Origin of the sequence: Balneola sp. EhC07, assembly GCF_001650905.1 — a bacterium.
Classification (GTDB): Bacteria; Bacteroidota; Rhodothermia; order Balneolales; family Balneolaceae; genus Balneola.
Map to the genome: position 1 here is coordinate 298,640 of NZ_LXYG01000014.1, position 17,402 is coordinate 316,041.

Sequence of the window (17,402 nt, forward strand, 5' to 3'; positions counted from 1 at the left end):
CGTCTTCTTTCTGTTGCAGGAATCTACCTCCGAAAATTTAATACCCGCTTCCTCATTATCTCATAAGTGTTATCTTTCATTTATGAGATCGAATTATTTGGTGCAATTTACATGAGTGTAATATTTTTTCTGGGAGCAGTTCACGGATTGATGCTTACTTTTCTGCTGGTTTCGAAAAAAGTGAATCAACTTTCGAACCGGATTCTGGCTGGATTAATGCTGGTTTTTACAATCGACCTGGCTATGGCGGCTTTGCTGAGTGTAGGTTTGCATCACAACTATCCTCATGTGATCGGTCTGGATTTCTCAATTACTTTACTGTACGGCCCGTTGCTCTATCTTTATTCTGTAACATTAATAAAAGGAAATGAGCGACTCACTCTTGCTCAGAAAAAGCATTTCATCCCGTTTATCCTTTTAACTCTGTATTTCCTTCCGTTTTATTTTAAATCAGGGAAAACCAAACTAAGTCTGCTTAGCGAAACCGGAGAATTGCAGTACGGAAGTGAATGGATCACTCATTTCAAAGTAGTGTACAGTCTTACTTATTTACCTTTTATAATCAGGGATCTGTATCAGTACAGAAAAAAGATCAGAGCGAATTATTCCACATTAGAGAAACGAAACCTGGATTGGTTGCAGGGTTTTGTACTGGCAGGAACGCTGCTCGGAATTACAGCAGGAGTTTTATACACGATAAGTTCATTCAGTGACATACTTAGCGAGTACACCGATTTCACACTTCTCGCTTCTACCATTTTTGTGTACAGCATCGGTTATATGGGATTAAAACAGGCTGAGTTTTTTACTCCGATCGGAAGGGAAGAGAAGCAAGTTACCAAAGAGGAGAAACCACGACAGGAAAGTTACACCCGTTCCGGATTAAATGAAGAACAAGGGAAAGAATTCCATCAGGAGCTTTGCACATTGATGGAAAAGGAAAAACCATATTTACGCAGCGATCTCAGTTTAGCCGAACTTGCAGGGCTGATCAATATTTCCACCCACAATTTAACGGAAGTGATCAATACATTTGCCGATGCCAGTTTCTACGATTTCGTAAATAGCTATCGGGTAGAAAACGTAAAACAAGCGATCAAAGATCCTGAATTTCAAAATTATACGTTATTGGGAATTGGATTAGAATCGGGTTTTAATTCTAAATCATCGTTTAACTCGGTTTTCAAAAAACATACAGGATTAACACCGTCGCAGTATAAAAAGTCTCTTGAGGGTTAAGATAGAAGAGGTAGAGTCATCCTGTCCGCCAGCTGGCGGATCAGGATCTTTGTGAGGTTTAATTCTGGTTGTTATATCCGACACTCCAATCAACGCTGTTACGACTACCATCACCTCGTTTTCAACGGAATGATGGATAGCTAGTTCTCCGTCCATCGGGCTTTGCATGGCTGACGGATTTTGTTTGCTGAGGACACAGATCATTTTAAAGGATATTAAACAAGCAGATCCTTCAGGTTCTGCGGTTTGTGTTTTTGCCGTCCTTTAATTGCTGCGGGATAAATCCTTGGCTGGTGTACCTGAGTAGATCTAAATCACTACCAATATTCAGTATTAAGTTCTCTAGAGAGGACTTCAGTCCGACCGAATTCTCTTCGTAATTAAATTCCTCGTCCACAAAACCGCAGGGCTGAAGCCCTTGCTAGCTTATGCACGAGGCTTTCCTTCCTTATTGTTTCAGGTTCTTTGTGAGGTTTATTGCTAGTTGTTATATCCGACATTCCAATCAACGCTGACACAACCTCCATCACCCCGCTTTACGGTCATTCCTGCGAAGGCAGGAATCTGGATCGTTATCACAAACATAATCCTCTAAAACTATCCAGATTTCGGGCATACGCCGCGAGATGACGTCCTTTTTTTATTTTTGTTGTTGAGCAAGAAACGGACCTCCCCAACTCCGAAACAAATTGATGAGTTCTGAGTAGTTCGCCCCTCCTTAGATAAGGAGGGGAATTCCCGAGTTGATTCTAATTTTATCAGCGAGTTCTCCTCTTGTTGCAGGAGGAGACAGAGGAGGTCTTTTCTGCTTAGCGGTCAGGAATCCGATCGTTATCAAGAGTGTAGTCTTCATATAAATCCAGATCTCGGGCATACGCCGCGAGATGACCGAGCTCAAAGGCATTACCAATTCACAATCTCCACAAGGACAGCGTAATCTGCAAAAAAGAAGTCCAATCCCAACGGTGTGGACGCTTAAGGTGATATATGAAGGTATTTTTGTGCGAATCAATTAACCGCATAAAATATATTCATGAAAAAACTTTCACTGTTTTTGATCCTGACCGGACTTTCATTTTCAGTATTTGCCCAACAATCGACACCACCTCAAACTCAGGAAATCACGGGGGTAGTTATGGACAGGTTGACTCAGGAAACTCTTATCGGAGTAAATGTTTTAGTTCTGGATCAGGAACCTCTAATCGGAACATCCACAGATGAACATGGGAATTTTGTATTGAAGAATGTCCCGTTGGGCAGGCATGATATCAAGTTCAGCTATCTGGGATTTGAAACGGTGATATTGCGAAATATTCTGGTCAGCTCAGGTAAACAAACGGTTCTTAATATTGAAATGGAAGAATCTGTATTTGAAGGAGAAGCCATTGAGGTCGTTGCTACTATTCAGAAAGACAAACCCATCAATGATTTTGCCAAAGTAAGTGTGAAACAATTCACTGTAGAAGAAACCCAACGTTATGCAGGCGGATTAGACGATCCGAGCAGATTAGTGACCGTTTTTCCGGGAGTAAATTCCACCGGAGGCGTTCAGAACAATGCTATTTCGATTCGTGGAAATGCACCCAAAAGTGTGCAATGGAGATTGGAAGGAATTGAGATCCCGAATCCAAATCATTTTGCAGGCCTTTCGGTAGCGGGGGGAGGGGGATTGACATTATTCAGTGCCCAGCTACTTTCGAATTCGGATTTTTTTACCGGTGCTTTTCCTTCAGAATATGGGAATGCGCTTTCCGGTGTGTTTGATATTAACTTCAGATCAGGAAACAGAAACAAAAGCGAGCACGCTGTTCAAATCGGAATAAACGGACTGGAGGCAAGTTCCGGAGGTCCTATAAAAAAGAATGGCTCTGCAACCTATTTGTTCAATTACCGGTTTTCCACTTTAACGCTGTTACAACCATTGCTGCCTGTTGAGGGGCGAATCCAATATCAGGATCTGTCTTTCAAAATTGATGTGCCAACCCAAAATAGTGGCCGTTTTGAGTTTTGGGGAATCGGAGGTTTGGACCTTCAAACGATGGAAGCTAAAACAGATTCAAACAAGTGGAAATATGCTTTCAGCGATTTCACAGAAAATCGAATTGATCTGGGAATAGGAGCCGTGGGAGTTTCACATAGCTTCACCGTAAACAACAAAGGATATCTGAAAAGCACTCTGGCTTTATCAGGTAATTCCACTGAATATTCAGAAGAACGTTTTGATGATAATTCGAATCTGAATCCTTATCTGAATATTGATGACAATACAAGTCGGTTGGCTTTTAAAACTTTTCTGAATCAAGGGTTTGGTAAAAGAATAACCACACGTACAGGAGTAGAATTACAACAGCTTTACTTCAATTTTGATCTGGCTGGAAAACCCGATAACTCATCTCCTTATCAAAGTTTGATCCGGCAAAAAGATCAGGCACAGTTGTATCAGATGTATCATCAATCAGAATTCAATGTCTCTCCGCGACTTTCGATCTTAGGTGGTTTGCACGGACAGTGGTTTTCTGTAAATGATGAATTTGTTTTGGAACCCAGAGCTGCAATCAGTTGGCAAGTATTACCTGAAACCGCATTAAATATTGGCTATGGATTACACAGTCAGATCGAAGAATTGGATGTTTATTTTGTGCAACCGCAGGCGAATTTTCCGAATAAAAACCTTAAAACAAGTAAAGCTCATCATTTGGTTGCTTCTGTAGATCAGGGAATCGGAGAGGTGTATCGAATTAAGATCGAGGGATTTTGGCAAAATATGTTTGATGTTCCGGTAATCGCAGACAGTAGTTTTTCGATGCTGAATTATGTGCATGATTTTACTTTTACGGACGCTCTGATAAATAAAGGAAAAGGAGAGAATTACGGAATAGAATTAACGGTAGAGCGATTTATGAGTAAAGGATATTATTACTTGCTGACCGGTACTTTTTATTCAAACAAATACAAAGGCGGAGATGGAATCTGGAGAAATGGTAGATTTGATCAGAAAATAGCAGCGAATGTTCTTTTCGGGAAAGAATTCAGTTTAAGAGAAGGACAAAATCTGCTGGGATTGAATGTTCGCGGAAGTATAACTGGCGGAGAGCGTTACAGTCCGGTGCTTCAATCGGCATCGATGAATGCCGAAGAAGTGGTACTCGATGAAACCAGAGCATTTTCGCAACAGTTTGATACGCATTACATTGTTGATCTTTCAGTTACGTACCGTACGAACAAACAAAACTACTCGACATTATGGGCACTTCAGATCAAAAACTTATTGGGAGCCAAGGATCCAAGATTCGATTATAACTTCAAAACGGAAGAAGTAGATCTTATTAAAGAAGGATTAGTATTGCCTTTACTAAGCTGGAAAATTGAGTTTTGAAAAAGGGGATTCCTACTCCAATCCATCAGACGGGTAATCCGTCAGATGGATTTTGGTTGTTGAACAGGGTCATCCTGAACCATGTGCTGAACTTGATTCAGTATTGCTTCAGGATCTTTGTGGGGTTCGTTTCTGGTTGTTATATCCGGCATACCGATCAACGTTTACACAACCTCATTTATCTTAATTTTAATCTGGTTCCGATGCTCTGCGTCGGAACAGGACCTCCCCAATTCCTAAACAAATTCTTGGGTTCTGAGTAGTTCGCCCCTCCTTGGTTAAGGAGAGGAATTTCCGGGTTGATTCTATATTTTATCAACGAGTCCTCCTCCTGTTGCAGGAGCCTACCTTTAGTCGCTGCGGGATAAATCCCTGTCTTGTGTACCTGACTATATCTATGGTACCACCAACACTCCCAATCAAGTTTACTAGTGAGGACTTCAGTCCGACCGGCTTCTCTTAGTAATTAAATTCCTCGTCCGCAAAACCGCAGGGCTGAAGCCCTTGCTAGCTTATGAACGAGTTTATTTCTAGGGACTTTCAATTTTGGGGTCATCCTGAACTTGTTTCAGGATCTTTGCGGGGTTCGTTTCTGGTTTTTGTATACGACACAACCATAATCTCCTAAAACTATCCGGTTCTCGGGCATACGCCGCGAGATGACCAAGATCGAATGTCATCAGCGCAGGTTGTAAATAACCGCCGGGCGTGAACGCCCTACTAGCTTAAGTTTTGTTATATGATTTTTAAACAAGCAGATCCTTCAGGTTCTGCGGTTTATGTAATTACCTACCTTTAGTAGCTGCGGGATAAATCCCTGGCTGGTGTACCTGAATATCTATGGTACCACCAACACTCCCAATTAAGTTTACTAGTGAGGACTTCAGTCCGACCGGCTTCTCTTAGTAATTAAATTCCTCGTCCACAAAGCCGCAGGGCTGAAGCCCTTGCTAGCTTATGTACTTGATTTTTCTCCCTTCTTATTTCTGAGGATGACCCATTAATTTGTTTAATAACATCTATCAACGAATTACCCGAGATCCACAGAAATGACATAAGTTAGTTTTCTCCTGTCCTCAAAATAAATATGAACCTTTCCCTTTTTTGAACGACTATTCCTGTGAGATGAATAACAGATCAAATCATATTCTGAATGAGTCACTTGCCCGGGAGTATCAATCCGGAGATAGTGAGGCTTTAAAAGAGTTGATCAGGAGGTTTAATCCTCAGTTGAGATCCAAGATCTATTATCATACCAGAAATAAGGAATCGGTTCAAGATATCAGTCAGGATTGTTGGTATACGATCATTACGAAATTGGAAGAAGTAAAATTTCAGGTTGGATTTGAAGCGTGGGCACTAAACATCGCTCGCAATAAATCCATTGACTGGATCCGTCAGCAACAAAGAGATAGAAATCGAAAGCAAGATTCAGAGCAGGAAAACTCTTCAAGTGTTAAAATGGAAGAAAGCAATTCCAGGTATTCCAGGATCAACGAATTGAGAAAGAGTATGAATTTGCTGTCAGATGCTCAGCGAATCGTTCTGGAACTATTTTACGTGGAGAATTTGAGCATAAAAGAGATATCAAATGTGCTGGGAATCTCATCAGGAACGGTAAAATCAAGATTATTCAGCGCCAGAGAATATTTAAAGAAAACCATAAAATAAACTATTTGGTACTATTATGAAAAAAGAAGACATCGACAAACTGATAGAAGAGTCGTTAAACAAAGATGAAGCAAAGTTCTATCACGAACTTGAGGAAGAAGGATTATTCAAGCAGTGGGGTGGGTTATACACCGGAAAACTAAAAGGCTGGGCAATATTAATTACTATCGTACAGCTGATCTTTACAGTAGCAACCTTTTATTTTGGGTATGAATTTTTCACCGCTACAGAAACCGGTGAGCTATTCAGACTAGGAGGAATATTTTTCATCATACTCTCAGCGACTTCTATGATGAAATTGTGGCACTGGATGCAAATGGATAAGAATTCCATCTTAAGGGAAATGAAAAGAATGGAATTTCAGATTGCAGTGTTGTCCGAGAAAGTTTCTAATAAAAGTTGAAAAAGGGAAAGGTAAGTTTGTTACTCAACGATAAACTTGCCTTTCATTAACCCGAAATGTCCGGGTACCGAACACAGAAAATTATAGATTCCTTTTGGTGGAGCTTCAAATGTAATGGTAGTTGATTCACCACCGGCAATTACTTTTGTAAAGGATATAATTTCTTCTTTTGATTCAGGAATATATCCATTTTCTTTCTCATCGAGTACGCTCATAGCAAAGGACCTGACTTCAACTTCTTTTTGTAAGAGAACAAAATTATGCCCCATTTCTTCTTTAGTTCGCTTGCCCGTATGAACTAGTGTGAGCTCAATTGTTGCCCCTGATTGTACTTTTATTTCATCCAGATCGAATCTCATCCCATCATTAGATTTGATTATCACTTTTTGTATAGAACCCTGAGCGCTAGCACTTTTGGTGATTGCAAGAAACAGAAATGCTGAAAATAACAGGCTTAGTAATTTTGGGAAGATCAATATTGAATGATATTTGTTTCTAAACGATTAGATTAAATTAAGTAAATGGCTTTTGAATATGAATTAAAGTTAATTTAGATATATACCTAATCTCATCATGCTTCTATGGACGGAATTTTATTACTCAACTCGATCTTTGAAATCTTCAATAACAATTATATGCCACATGGAGCTTGCTATTTTTGGGAGCCTGCTACGTTATGGAGTAACGTTTTGGGAGATGGAGTAACTGCCTTTTCTTATTACATGATTCCCGGCTTATTGATCTATTTCGTCAACAAAAGAAAGGATGTTGAGGTAAATGCCCTTTTGGTAGCTTTCGCTATATTTATAATCGCCTGTGGAACTGTTCATGTGATGATGATCGTAAATGTCTGGATTCCTTACTACGATATTTCCGGAATTCTAAAAATAATTATGGCAATGGTATCAGTTGGTACTGTATTTATGCTATGGAAAAGCATGCCGGAATTGATCAATATTCCCAGTCCGGCTGCATTGCAGGAAGCCAATGATGAAATTAAGTCTTTAAATGAAAACTTAGAAGACAAAGTTAAGCACAGAACTAAAGCTTTGGAAGAAATGAATAGTGAACTGGAGAGTTTTAGTTATTCTATTTCACATGATCTGCAAATACCAGTAAGGGCCATTTTAGGATTTTCAGCAATGCTTGAAGAAGATCATATTGATCAACTTGGTGAAGAAGGCTCAAGAAAGCTTCAGAATATTTCTAACAGTGCATTGAAAATGAACGAACTGATTCAGGGTATTCTTGAGTTCTCACGACTTGGAAGGAAAGACAAAACGGATTCAATGATAGATATGAATCTGCTTTTTAATGAATCGGTTAATGAGATCAAGACGGGCGAAACTACTCAAAAAGTGATCGAATTGAATATGGAAGAATTGCCTTCCGTGTATGGCGATGAAGCGATGATGAAACAGGTGGTGGATAATTTACTTTCAAACGCAGTTAAGTATTCGATCAATCAGGAAAGCATAAAAATAGACGTATCAGCTGAAATTTCAGAAAATGAAATTACCTACTTCGTTAAGGATTATGGAATTGGCTTTGATGAAAAATATAAGCATAAGATGTTCGATGTGTTCCAACGACTTCATGATGAAAATACCGTAAAAGGTTCAGGAGTTGGTTTAGCAATTGTAAACCGGATCATCGTTAAACATTTTGGTCGTGTAGATGCTCATTCTGATGGAAATGTAACAACAATTGAATTTACAATGCCTAAGAAAAAACTGTTAAAACCCGCTTAGAAATTAAAACTGTTTTTCTAAGATCTTAGGATGCTCTTCATTTACTTTGATGAGCATTTCTCCAAACAGCGTATTTGCCCACGCAAACCAGTCTCTGGTGTATTGAGTTGCATCATTTTTGTAGAAGCTTTCATGCATAAAACCGGTGTCCGCGTGTGTTTCTTTGAGCATTTTGATGCACAACGAGATCTCATCAGTATCATAACTAGTTATAGCTCTTAAAATGATTCCCATCGGCCAAATACTGTCTTTTCCGGAATGCGGACTTCCTTGTCCCGTTGCAGCTGTACCAGAATTGAAATATGGATTATTCTCACTCAATAAAAACTTTCGGGTGTTTTTATAAAGTTGACTATCCGGTTTTAAAGCTTCTATGTACGGCAAAGACATCAAAGACGGAACATTGGCATCATCCATGAAGATCTTGTTTCCAAAACCGTCTACTTCGTAAGCGTAGATCTTACCAAAATTTAAATGTTCATGGATAGCTTGATCTTCAATCGCCTGTTCAACTTGTTTCGCAAACATCTTACACTCATGTGCGAAGTCATGATCATCAAGTTCGTTCATATAAATATCATGAAGCTGATTCAATGAAGTAACGGCAAATAAATTGGATGGGATCAGATATTGATAAATGGTAGAGTCGTCGGAAGGACGAAAAGCCGAGCAAATCAATCCGGTGGGTTTAAGTTGTCTTCCGGTTCCGTTAAAAGGAGGACTATCGATCATTACGGATGTCCTTCTGGCAAATCTGTATGGAGTAGTGCCGTCCATACGCTGTTCAGTTCTGAGTGTTTGGGCAGCAAGTTTCATCGCTTTATCCCAATCTTCATCAAAAGCGGAAGTATCGCCTGTAATTTGGTAATAAGCATTCGACAGACGAACAGCGTAGCACAAAGAATCGATTTCCCATTTACGTTCGTGAATTCCCGGAAGCATTTGAGCGGAATCATCTTTCCAGTACGATTCTTTGTTTACATCTTTGTAAAAAGCATTCGCATAGGGATCCAGATTGATACATTTCGTTTGGCGGTTGATGAGCCCCTTTACCAATTCTTTCAGCTTTTCATCTTTGTTGATGAGTGGAAGATAAGGCCAAACCTGAGCCGTGGAATCTCTCAACCACATGGCATCGATATCTCCGGTAATGATGAAAGTATCTGGTTTTCCGTCAATATATTCGAAATCGACAGTGGTATCTAAGGTATTTGGATAACAGTTCTCAAAAAGCCAGGAAACTTCCTCGTCTTTAATAACAGATTTCATCTCTTTGATCACTTCCTCAACCGCGGAACTGGAGAACGTACGCTCCGAAACCGGTGGACGTTTGCTGACAAATTCTTTTTTGGTGATGAAGCTCCCGAGTGGCATTGCAGATAAAGCTCCCAATGCAAGAGAGGAATTTTTGAGAAAGGTTTTTCGATTCATATCAGGGTATTTATTTCCTGAGAAGATGAATCAATAGAGATGCATTTGCAAGTGTTGAAATCTAGTTATTCAATAATATGATTGATAAGTTAAGAATAGTTGCAAAACTCACCCAAGCCAGATAGGGATATAAAAGCCATGAAGCCATTCTATTGATGGGCTTGAACAATTTGATGGTGTAGACGATCAGAATAATCAAAATTATGATGTCAATAAAAGCCAACAACGGATTTTGCATCCCAAAGAAAAAGATACTCCATATTGCGTTTACAGCTAATTGAGAACCAAAGATGAAAATAGCTTTATTCTTTTCTTTACCTGAAATATCAGAGCTCCAAATTTTTCCTAACGAAATTCCCATCAAGATATAAAGGAAAGTCCATACAGGACCAAATATCCAATTCGGTGGATTAAAGAAAGGCTTTTCTAGTGTTGAGTACCATCCTGAAATGTTATCTGAAGTTGAGATTCCGGAGAGAAATCCTACGAGTAAGCAAATTGCAATAGAAACAGGAAGTTTATACTTATTCGGAATAGACATTTATTCTTTTTGAAGTAATAATGTCAGTTCCTTCTAAAAAATTCCCTCAATTTGAATTTAAACTTACTACCTTCTCGGTTCATCGAAATAGATATGATATGAAAAAAGAACTCGAATCTATTCGGGAACGTCTAGACCAAATTGATAAAACCATACTAAAAGCGGTTGCTGAACGACAAGATATTGTAAAAGAAGTCGCCGCGCTTAAGATTGACAAAGAGGCCGGTATCCGAGATATGGAGAGGGAGGAGCAGCTTCTGAATCGAATTCGTCATTTTGCTCAGGAAATTGGTCTGGACAGATACTATGCAGAACATTTATTCCGAGAGATCATTACAAACTCTGTTCGATTTCAAACTCATTCTTTGGTTGATCATCAAAACGAAAGCAATGGAGAAACCATCAAGGTAAGTTATCAGGGAACAGACGGAGCTTATTCGCATCTGGCAATTCAGCGACATTTTGGTGAGCGTTATGGAAAAGTAGAGAGCTATGGTTATGACACTTTTTTAGGAGCTGCAAAAGCAGTGAAAGAAGGTGAAGTTGATCTGGCTTGCTTACCTATCGAAAATACAACAGCCGGCTCCATCAATGATACGTACGACATTCTGGGAGAAGCACATTTGCATATTGTGGGCGAGGAGATTCTGAAAATAGTTCATTGCCTGTTAGCAGTTGAAGATGTGGATGTTTCACAGATCCGAAGAATTCTATCGCATCCGCAAGCGATCGCACAGTGTACTCACTTTCTGTCAAGACTCCCGAGAAGTAAAGTAGAATCTTATCTGGATACAGCAATTTCAGCACGAAAAGTTCTGGAAGACGGAGATCTGTCTCAAGCAGCAATAGCAGGAGCACACGCCGCTGATCACTATGGTTTAAAAGTGATTGCTCATGACATTGCAAATCAAAAAGAGAATTATACTCGGTTTGTAATCGTAGCTCCAAAACCGGTTAAAGTTGATCTTCAGATTCCGGCGAAAACATCACTGTTGATGGTGACATCCAATGAGGAAGGTTCTTTGATCGAATGTCTGAATGTACTGCATGAGTTCGGAATCAATATGAGCAAACTGGAGTCGCGACCAAGGCTGAATGAACCTTGGAAGTATTCTTTCCATTTAGATATCATTGCAAATACAGCAGATCCTGAAACTAAGAAAGCACTTAAAAAATTGGAAGAAAAAGCAGCCGAACTTACTATTCTGGGCTGCTATGCCAAGCAGGAAAATTGATCTCAGAAGGAATAAGTAGCTCTCAAAAATGTACTGTACTGAGTAGGAACTAAATCAGATCTGGATTCGCGGATTCTGTATCGTACATCAAAATTCAATTTGCTTGTAGCAAAGTATCGGTACCTTAACTCTACTTCATCTGAATTAAATCGATAAGCAGTTGCGGTTAACCACTGAGCATCCGTTTTTGCAAATTCGATCATGAATTCATGTCTATCAGCAAAATTATTTATTCCAAAAGACATAACTGCGCTGGTTCCGTCCGAAAAGTCAGTGTTTAAGTTCTGACCCAATTCACCTGCAATTCTAAACGAACCACCATTCAATAATTCCTTTTTTGGGATGTCAATTGCTATTCTTGAATCAAAAGCGATATAAGTAGTGTATCCATCAGGTTTAGAATATGCATTCGGAGCTATGAAAATCCCAAAACCTTTTTGAATGATGTTATTATCATCTCTTTTTCTGTTTTCAAAATTCAGGTAGCCGGCAAAATTATTTTCGCTTTTTCCAAAATTTAGTGGAAATGAATAGGGGTGTGTCAGGTTATTACGGTTTTGATATTCTAAAACCAGTTCACTGTACCAATCACTAGTAACTGATTTTTTGATATATAAACCATCCGTCCAGTGTACAAAATTGGCATTGCTTTGAAATTTTAAATGCGATCGCTTTGCATTGCTGTGTACGTTTATACTATGCTGAAATCTTCCCAATTTTAATTGAAGATCAGAGTTTTGAAACTGATAGTAGAACTCATCAAATGAAACAGATCCATATGCAAGCGCACGGTTTCCATCAGCCTTAACCGTAAATGTTAAAGGTTCCAGTTCTTTCGATACCAGATATACAAGTCTACCTGAAAAAGAGTGATTTTCATTGAACAGAAATCTTGCTCCGGGACGAACTCTCAATAGAGTGTTATCACCTCCAAGACCATCTGCTTTTGTATCAACTCCAATATGTGCAAGTCTGATATCTCCATAAAATTGAAAATTTGACTCTTGAGCACTTGTTGAACTTGAAAACAAGAAAATTGTGAAAAGCAGAAATACAGAACTAAGAATTTTCTTCATGATTGAATTGAGGGAGTTTTTTATTAACAAAATTACGGAACTGTTAAATTCATTCCGATAGAATCGAAAAATATATTTTATGTTCATTTTGAAATTCTGTACAAACAATGGGCTTTTAAAGGATGATTATCTTCAAGCAAAGGGTGATCAAATTCTCCGATCTTTTTCATCCCTATTTTCTGCATCACTCTCTCTGAGGCTTTGTTGTTCAGGGAAGTGAATGAGTACACTTCATTTAAATTAAGATGAGAAAGGGCGTAATCCAAACAACGAGCCGAGCCTTCTGTTGCAAGACCACGATTCCAATACTTTTTATCCAGACGCCAGCCTATTTCAACACAAGGAGTAAAATCAGCCTCAAAGTTGGTTCTCTTTAAACCAATAAATCCTATGAAAGCATTTTCAGAAAGCAGATCAACGGCATAAAATCCAAAACCATGTTCATCAATATGATCGTTGAACCTTTTCATTAATGAAAGCGTTTGTTCTTTATCCAAAACAGAAGGGAAGTGTTTCATAACTTCCGGATCTGAATTCAGTGAGTAGAAAAATTCAAGATCAGTATCTTTAAACTTCCTGAATCCAAGACGATTTGAAGTAAAAAAGTAGGGATCATTCATTATCAAAGAATTTTTGAACAAGAGTTAAAACCTCAGCCGAACAACCCCAGGAGACGGTAAATCCAGCTCCTCCATGACCGTAATTATGAATAACTGAAGCTTCATGATCTTGTTCAAGTCTTATCTGAGTTCTTCCGGGACGTAATCCAACATGTGAAGAGATAATGTGTTCGGTTTCAAGTTCCGGATCCAGTAAAAGACAACGGTTTATAATTCGTTGAGTAAGGTCTTCATCAATAGCTTTTGACTCTACATTTTTAAAAGCAGAGCCCCCTAAAATGGTACAGTCAGATCTGGGGATGAAATAAGCCAGTTCATTATCCGGCTCATTCGGAAATTGTTCGAACGCTAAACCAGTAGTATTCTTGGTGGATTTGATTTTCAATGTTTGTCCGTGGATGGGATACATATCTTTATCGTTACACAATTCTCTTGAACCTAACCCGGTGCAATTGATAACAAAATTTTGCTCAGCTAGTCTTTTATAATCCTTGATCTCTTGATATTGAATAGTTCCTCCGTTTTGGAGGAATTTATTATGCAGGAAAGGAAGATAGATATGAGTTTCGATCAAAGGAATAGAACAGGAGTAGGAAATGAAATCTGATCCAAGAACTTTAATGTTGTGGCGGCTCATTTCTGCTTCTTTGGGCAAGGCATCGAGCCAGAATGGAGTTTCATCTGACGGTTCAATAACTCTGAAAGGAATAATGGAAACTCCGCTTTCCGGAATACCGGCTAACTCCTTAAACTTTACATATGACAGATTACTCCATTTAACTACTTTTTCTACGGGCAATGCTTTATATGGAAACCAAACAGCAGCTGCATTTGCAGAAACGGTGTCATTGAAATGTTCACGAGCTATTATACGGACATCATACCCATTTTCAAGTAAAGTAAGTGCCGTAGTTAAACCTGAAACGCCACTTCCAAGTACGATAATCTCTGCTTTTTCAGAAGGTGTACTCATATTTTGATTCGATCATCTTTCCACTCTATATCAAAAGACTCTTTTTGATGGAGATCATTAGAATTTCTGATCCACTTTTCATCTTGCCAAACGCGTGCAAATCCTTTTTCGAGAGGCCCATTGGGATTTTGCTTGTCCAGACGATGTTGGAAACCTAGTAAAACATCTTTTTGATTTCTTATCGAAGAGGTAGCCCGATGTCCAAGCTGTTCTCTAAGATTAGTAATTTTATTTCCGGCATTTTTCATCTTTTGTTGAACCGCAAGAAGGGCGTAAGAACCCGCAAGATTTTTAACACGATCTTTATAAAACTGAACAGCTCCTGAGGTATTGAGCTGAAGTCTTCTGTACAAGTCTTCAATTTTCATGTTTATTTCGTTGATATCCGGAACAGCCATTACAGCAGCATGAGTTGGAGTAGCAGCCCTGGAATCTGCAATAAAATCTGAAATAGAGAAATCAATTTCGTGTCCAACAGCACTTATGATTGGGATCTCGCAATGAAAAACAGCTCTTGCTACAGCTTCTTCGTTAAATGGCCACAGATCTTCGAGCGAACCCCCGCCACGACCAATAATTACAACATCTACATTTTTATGATTAGAGAAGTAATTAATTCCATTTACAATTTCGGGAGCGGCGTTCACTCCTTGTACACTGGCATGAAACAATTTTACTTCCGCAAGAGGCCATCTTTTCTGAAGAGTAGCCCTGATGTCCTGAAAAGCCGCGGTAGTTTTAGAAGTTACTACTCCGATCCTTTGGGGAAATTTAGGAAGGGCCAGTTTATGTATATCATCAAATAAACCTTCAGCTTTTAGTTTTGCTTTAAGTTTCTCAAATGCCTGCTGAAGTTTTCCTATTCCCGCTTGTTGAACCAGATTTACTATCATTTGATAACGACCATGAGGTTCGTAAACCTGAATATCTCCACCAACTACTATTTGCTGACCGTCGGTGAGTTCTATTCCTAAGCGTTGTACGGTACTTCTCCATATCACACAAGGAAGCTGAGCCCCTGAATCTTTTAAAGTAAAGTAATAGTGTCCGTTTGCACTTTGTTTAACATTACTGGCTTCGCCCTCAACCAGAATATCCATAAAATTCTGTTCGAGTACAGTTTTGATCTTTCCGGTTAGTTCGGAAACGGAAGGAATATCAAATAGAAAAGGTGTTTGTTCGGACATAAATAAATTGGTTTGAGGGAAACATACGGGATTTATTGATTCTGATTTAGTATAATGAGAGAAATTCTATCGTTATGAAGAATATTTTCATCTCTATACTGCTTCTCTTTTTTATAAGTCCATTTGTGTTTACTCAGGACAGAAACCGATATTTGTTGGATATTTATGAATACGATAAAGAATTGAATGAGCTGGTTGAGCGAGTGGTGGCTGCGCTTGGAGGACGTGAGAATAACTTAGGAATAAAATCTTTTCAAACAACCGGTGAAATCACTTATCAGACAGGTGAAAAAGCTGATTTCGATCTTTTTTATATGAAAAAAGATTGGTTTCGTATCGATCAAAAAACCGAAGAAGAATATATCCTGTTTGGAAGGCATGGCAGAAAGGGATGGATCAAGAGAATTGGTAAAGAGGAAGGAGAGAAAATTCAGAATTTAAAAGGTCGAAAGCTGAATGAGGAAGAACAATTTAATTTGTATGAGAATAACCTTTTCGATTATGAAGATAAGAGACTGGATATCTACTATGAAGGAGAGATCAAAGTAGGAGAAGTGGAAGCGTACATTATCCGGCTTTCAGGTTTGAGATACGGAGAAGAAATGTACTACATCTCAAAAGAAACATATCGCCCTTTTATGAAACAGGTCTATTTTCTGGATGGAAAATATCAATCGGTTATAAATTACACGATCGATGAATACACAGAAGTAGATGGGGTTTGGTTGCCAAGAAAGATCGGAATGAAAAAAGGCACGCAAACTAAAATGATAGAGTTCTTTAATTACGATCTTGCTGCTACTTTTGAAAAAGATTTTTTCACTAATTAGCTAACCACCGGTCTGACCATAATTTCAAAGTAATTTAGCAAGGGGCAGGTTTTGGTTAGAAAAACAGCTTCATCCATATTTTTAGCTGCAATAATTGTATATCCAAGTATGATTTCTTTCGCCTCAATAAAAGGTCCGTCTGTAATTACATGATCATGACTTATAAGATGGGTTCCGGAGTCTTCCAAACGTTGTGAATCTATGTGTTGATCACCAAGTTTCTTTATCCAGTTCACATGTAAACCTATTCTTTCTTTGAGGGCGGCATCTGAAGTATCAACTCCATCCTGACCCCGAAAAATCAACATATATTTATTCATCATTCACCCCAATTAATTCTGAATTCTAATATTGAATTTCAGAATAAACGGATTAACTAAGAATAATGCTATTTTATGATCAGGTACTCTATAATACCGGTTCACATAAATAAACAATAAATGTATGATTGAAAGAGCGAATACATTCTTTGATAAACACAAAGATTACTCAGAAGTTTTTATACGGATGATCATAGGTTTTCATTTGATCTATGGAACTCAGGATAATGTGTTCTCATGGGATAGAATGCTTGAATTTTCGGAGTTTTTAACAAACTTCGGTTTTCCAATCCCTCTGGTTTCAGCTGCGGTATCGGTATACGCCCAATTCATTTGCGGGATACTTTTTATAATAGGATACCAAGTTCGTATTGCAGCCATAATAATGATCGGTAATTTTATTATCGCACTATTAATGGTTCATACGGGAGATACTTATCCCAGTGCTTTTCCTGCTATAATGATGCTTACAGGATCTCTGTATTTGTTGTTTAACGGGAGCAAAGTATTTAATGTGAATACACTGTTTTCTAAGAAAGAGTTGTAGGTGTCAGGTAATTCGGTGACAAAATTTCTTTATACCAACCTCAATATTGCAAGCAGGACATCCCGTCCGCCAGCTGGCGGATCGGGATCTTACGAAAAGACTTTTAGTCAATTCCTATTTACCATCCTCTTAAGGTATCATACCAATCCTCTAACTGGGGATTGTTTTGCTTTACCAGATTCCATGTCCATTATTTATGCCC

Annotated in this window: 17 protein-coding genes; 8 read left to right on the top strand and 9 right to left on the bottom strand. The window is 38.7% G+C overall.

All coding sequences use genetic code 11. The annotated features are described in order from the left end of the window. Positions 1–111 precede the first annotated feature (111 nt). Positions 112–1,239 carry a helix-turn-helix domain-containing protein gene (locus A8B79_RS06630; RefSeq protein ID WP_153038372.1) on the top strand — a complete coding sequence of 376 codons (1,128 nt, stop codon included), beginning with the start codon at positions 112–114 and terminating at the stop codon, positions 1,237–1,239. Positions 1,240–1,957: 718 nt separating this feature from the next. On the opposite strand, the gene A8B79_RS16325 is transcribed toward A8B79_RS06630, so the two are convergent. Beyond that, a complete protein-coding gene (locus A8B79_RS16325; RefSeq protein ID WP_268872932.1) occupies positions 1,958–2,092 on the bottom strand; it encodes a hypothetical protein in 135 nt (44 codons plus the stop codon). A gap of 180 nt (positions 2,093–2,272) precedes the next feature. Between A8B79_RS16325 and A8B79_RS06635 the strand changes: the two genes are divergently transcribed. The 3 genes from A8B79_RS06635 to A8B79_RS06645 all read left to right on the top strand — a co-directional run bounded on the left by A8B79_RS06635 (position 2,273) and on the right by A8B79_RS06645 (position 6,689). After that, positions 2,273–4,615, top strand: a complete 2,343-nt coding sequence (locus A8B79_RS06635; protein WP_082894086.1) for a TonB-dependent receptor — start codon at positions 2,273–2,275, stop codon at positions 4,613–4,615. Positions 4,616–5,740: 1,125 nt separating this feature from the next. Continuing rightward, positions 5,741–6,286 carry an RNA polymerase sigma factor gene (locus A8B79_RS06640; protein ID WP_066219830.1) on the top strand — a complete coding sequence of 182 codons (546 nt, stop codon included), beginning with the start codon at positions 5,741–5,743 and terminating at the stop codon, positions 6,284–6,286. 16 nt (positions 6,287–6,302) lie between these two features. Further along, complete coding sequence (locus tag A8B79_RS06645; protein WP_066219832.1) at positions 6,303–6,689, top strand: DUF6768 family protein; 387 nt, start codon at positions 6,303–6,305, stop codon at positions 6,687–6,689. A 20-nt stretch (positions 6,690–6,709) separates the two neighbouring features. Here the strand turns inward: A8B79_RS06645 and A8B79_RS06650 are convergent, their stop codons facing one another. After that, the gene (locus A8B79_RS06650) at positions 6,710–7,165 is read right to left on the bottom strand and encodes a plastocyanin/azurin family copper-binding protein (protein ID WP_235603610.1); all 456 of its coding nucleotides are present in this window, start codon (positions 7,163–7,165) and stop codon (positions 6,710–6,712) included. A 105-nt stretch (positions 7,166–7,270) separates the two neighbouring features. Between A8B79_RS06650 and A8B79_RS06655 the strand changes: the two genes are divergently transcribed. Beyond that, positions 7,271–8,440: a sensor histidine kinase gene (locus tag A8B79_RS06655; protein ID WP_066219836.1), complete on the top strand. Its 1,170-nt coding sequence runs from the start codon at positions 7,271–7,273 to the stop codon at positions 8,438–8,440. Between the two features lie 3 nt (positions 8,441–8,443). Here the strand turns inward: A8B79_RS06655 and A8B79_RS06660 are convergent, their stop codons facing one another. Further along, positions 8,444–9,871: a glycoside hydrolase family 125 protein gene (locus A8B79_RS06660; protein WP_066219839.1), complete on the bottom strand. Its 1,428-nt coding sequence runs from the start codon at positions 9,869–9,871 to the stop codon at positions 8,444–8,446. Positions 9,872–9,932: 61 nt separating this feature from the next. Next, complete coding sequence (locus A8B79_RS06665) at positions 9,933–10,412, bottom strand: TspO/MBR family protein (RefSeq protein ID WP_066219843.1); 480 nt, start codon at positions 10,410–10,412, stop codon at positions 9,933–9,935. Between the two features lie 98 nt (positions 10,413–10,510). Between A8B79_RS06665 and A8B79_RS06670 the strand changes: the two genes are divergently transcribed. Further along, positions 10,511–11,647, top strand: a complete 1,137-nt coding sequence (locus tag A8B79_RS06670) for a bifunctional chorismate mutase/prephenate dehydratase (RefSeq protein ID WP_066219933.1) — start codon at positions 10,511–10,513, stop codon at positions 11,645–11,647. 2 nt (positions 11,648–11,649) lie between these two features. On the opposite strand, the gene A8B79_RS06675 is transcribed toward A8B79_RS06670, so the two are convergent. From A8B79_RS06675 to xseA, 4 genes are all read right to left on the bottom strand, one after another. Beyond that, positions 11,650–12,723, bottom strand: coding sequence for a hypothetical protein (locus A8B79_RS06675; RefSeq protein ID WP_153038373.1), 1,074 nt, complete (start codon positions 12,721–12,723; stop codon positions 11,650–11,652). 83 nt (positions 12,724–12,806) lie between these two features. Next, entirely contained in the window at positions 12,807–13,343 is a 537-nt protein-coding gene (locus A8B79_RS06680) for a GNAT family N-acetyltransferase (protein ID WP_066219849.1), read from the bottom strand. Further along, entirely contained in the window at positions 13,336–14,316 is a 981-nt protein-coding gene (locus A8B79_RS06685; protein ID WP_066219852.1) for an FAD-dependent oxidoreductase, read from the bottom strand. The genes A8B79_RS06680 and A8B79_RS06685 overlap by 8 nt, the downstream gene beginning before the upstream one ends. After that, positions 14,313–15,503 (bottom strand): exodeoxyribonuclease VII large subunit, encoded by a 1,191-nt coding sequence (gene xseA / locus A8B79_RS06690; protein ID WP_066219855.1) that lies wholly within the window; start codon positions 15,501–15,503, stop codon positions 14,313–14,315. Before xseA ends, A8B79_RS06685 begins: the two co-directional genes overlap by 4 nt. A gap of 74 nt (positions 15,504–15,577) precedes the next feature. Between xseA and A8B79_RS06695 the strand changes: the two genes are divergently transcribed. Next, positions 15,578–16,333: a hypothetical protein gene (locus tag A8B79_RS06695; RefSeq protein ID WP_066219858.1), complete on the top strand. Its 756-nt coding sequence runs from the start codon at positions 15,578–15,580 to the stop codon at positions 16,331–16,333. Here A8B79_RS06695 and A8B79_RS06700 read toward each other — a convergent pair. After that, positions 16,330–16,641 carry a YciI family protein gene (locus A8B79_RS06700; RefSeq protein ID WP_235603612.1) on the bottom strand — a complete coding sequence of 104 codons (312 nt, stop codon included), beginning with the start codon at positions 16,639–16,641 and terminating at the stop codon, positions 16,330–16,332. The genes A8B79_RS06695 and A8B79_RS06700 overlap by 4 nt on opposite strands. 136 nt (positions 16,642–16,777) lie before the next feature. On the opposite strand from A8B79_RS06700, the gene A8B79_RS06705 reads away from it, so the two are divergent. Beyond that, positions 16,778–17,200, top strand: a complete 423-nt coding sequence (locus A8B79_RS06705) for a DoxX family protein (RefSeq protein WP_066219864.1) — start codon at positions 16,778–16,780, stop codon at positions 17,198–17,200. Positions 17,201–17,402: the final 202 nt, after the last annotated feature.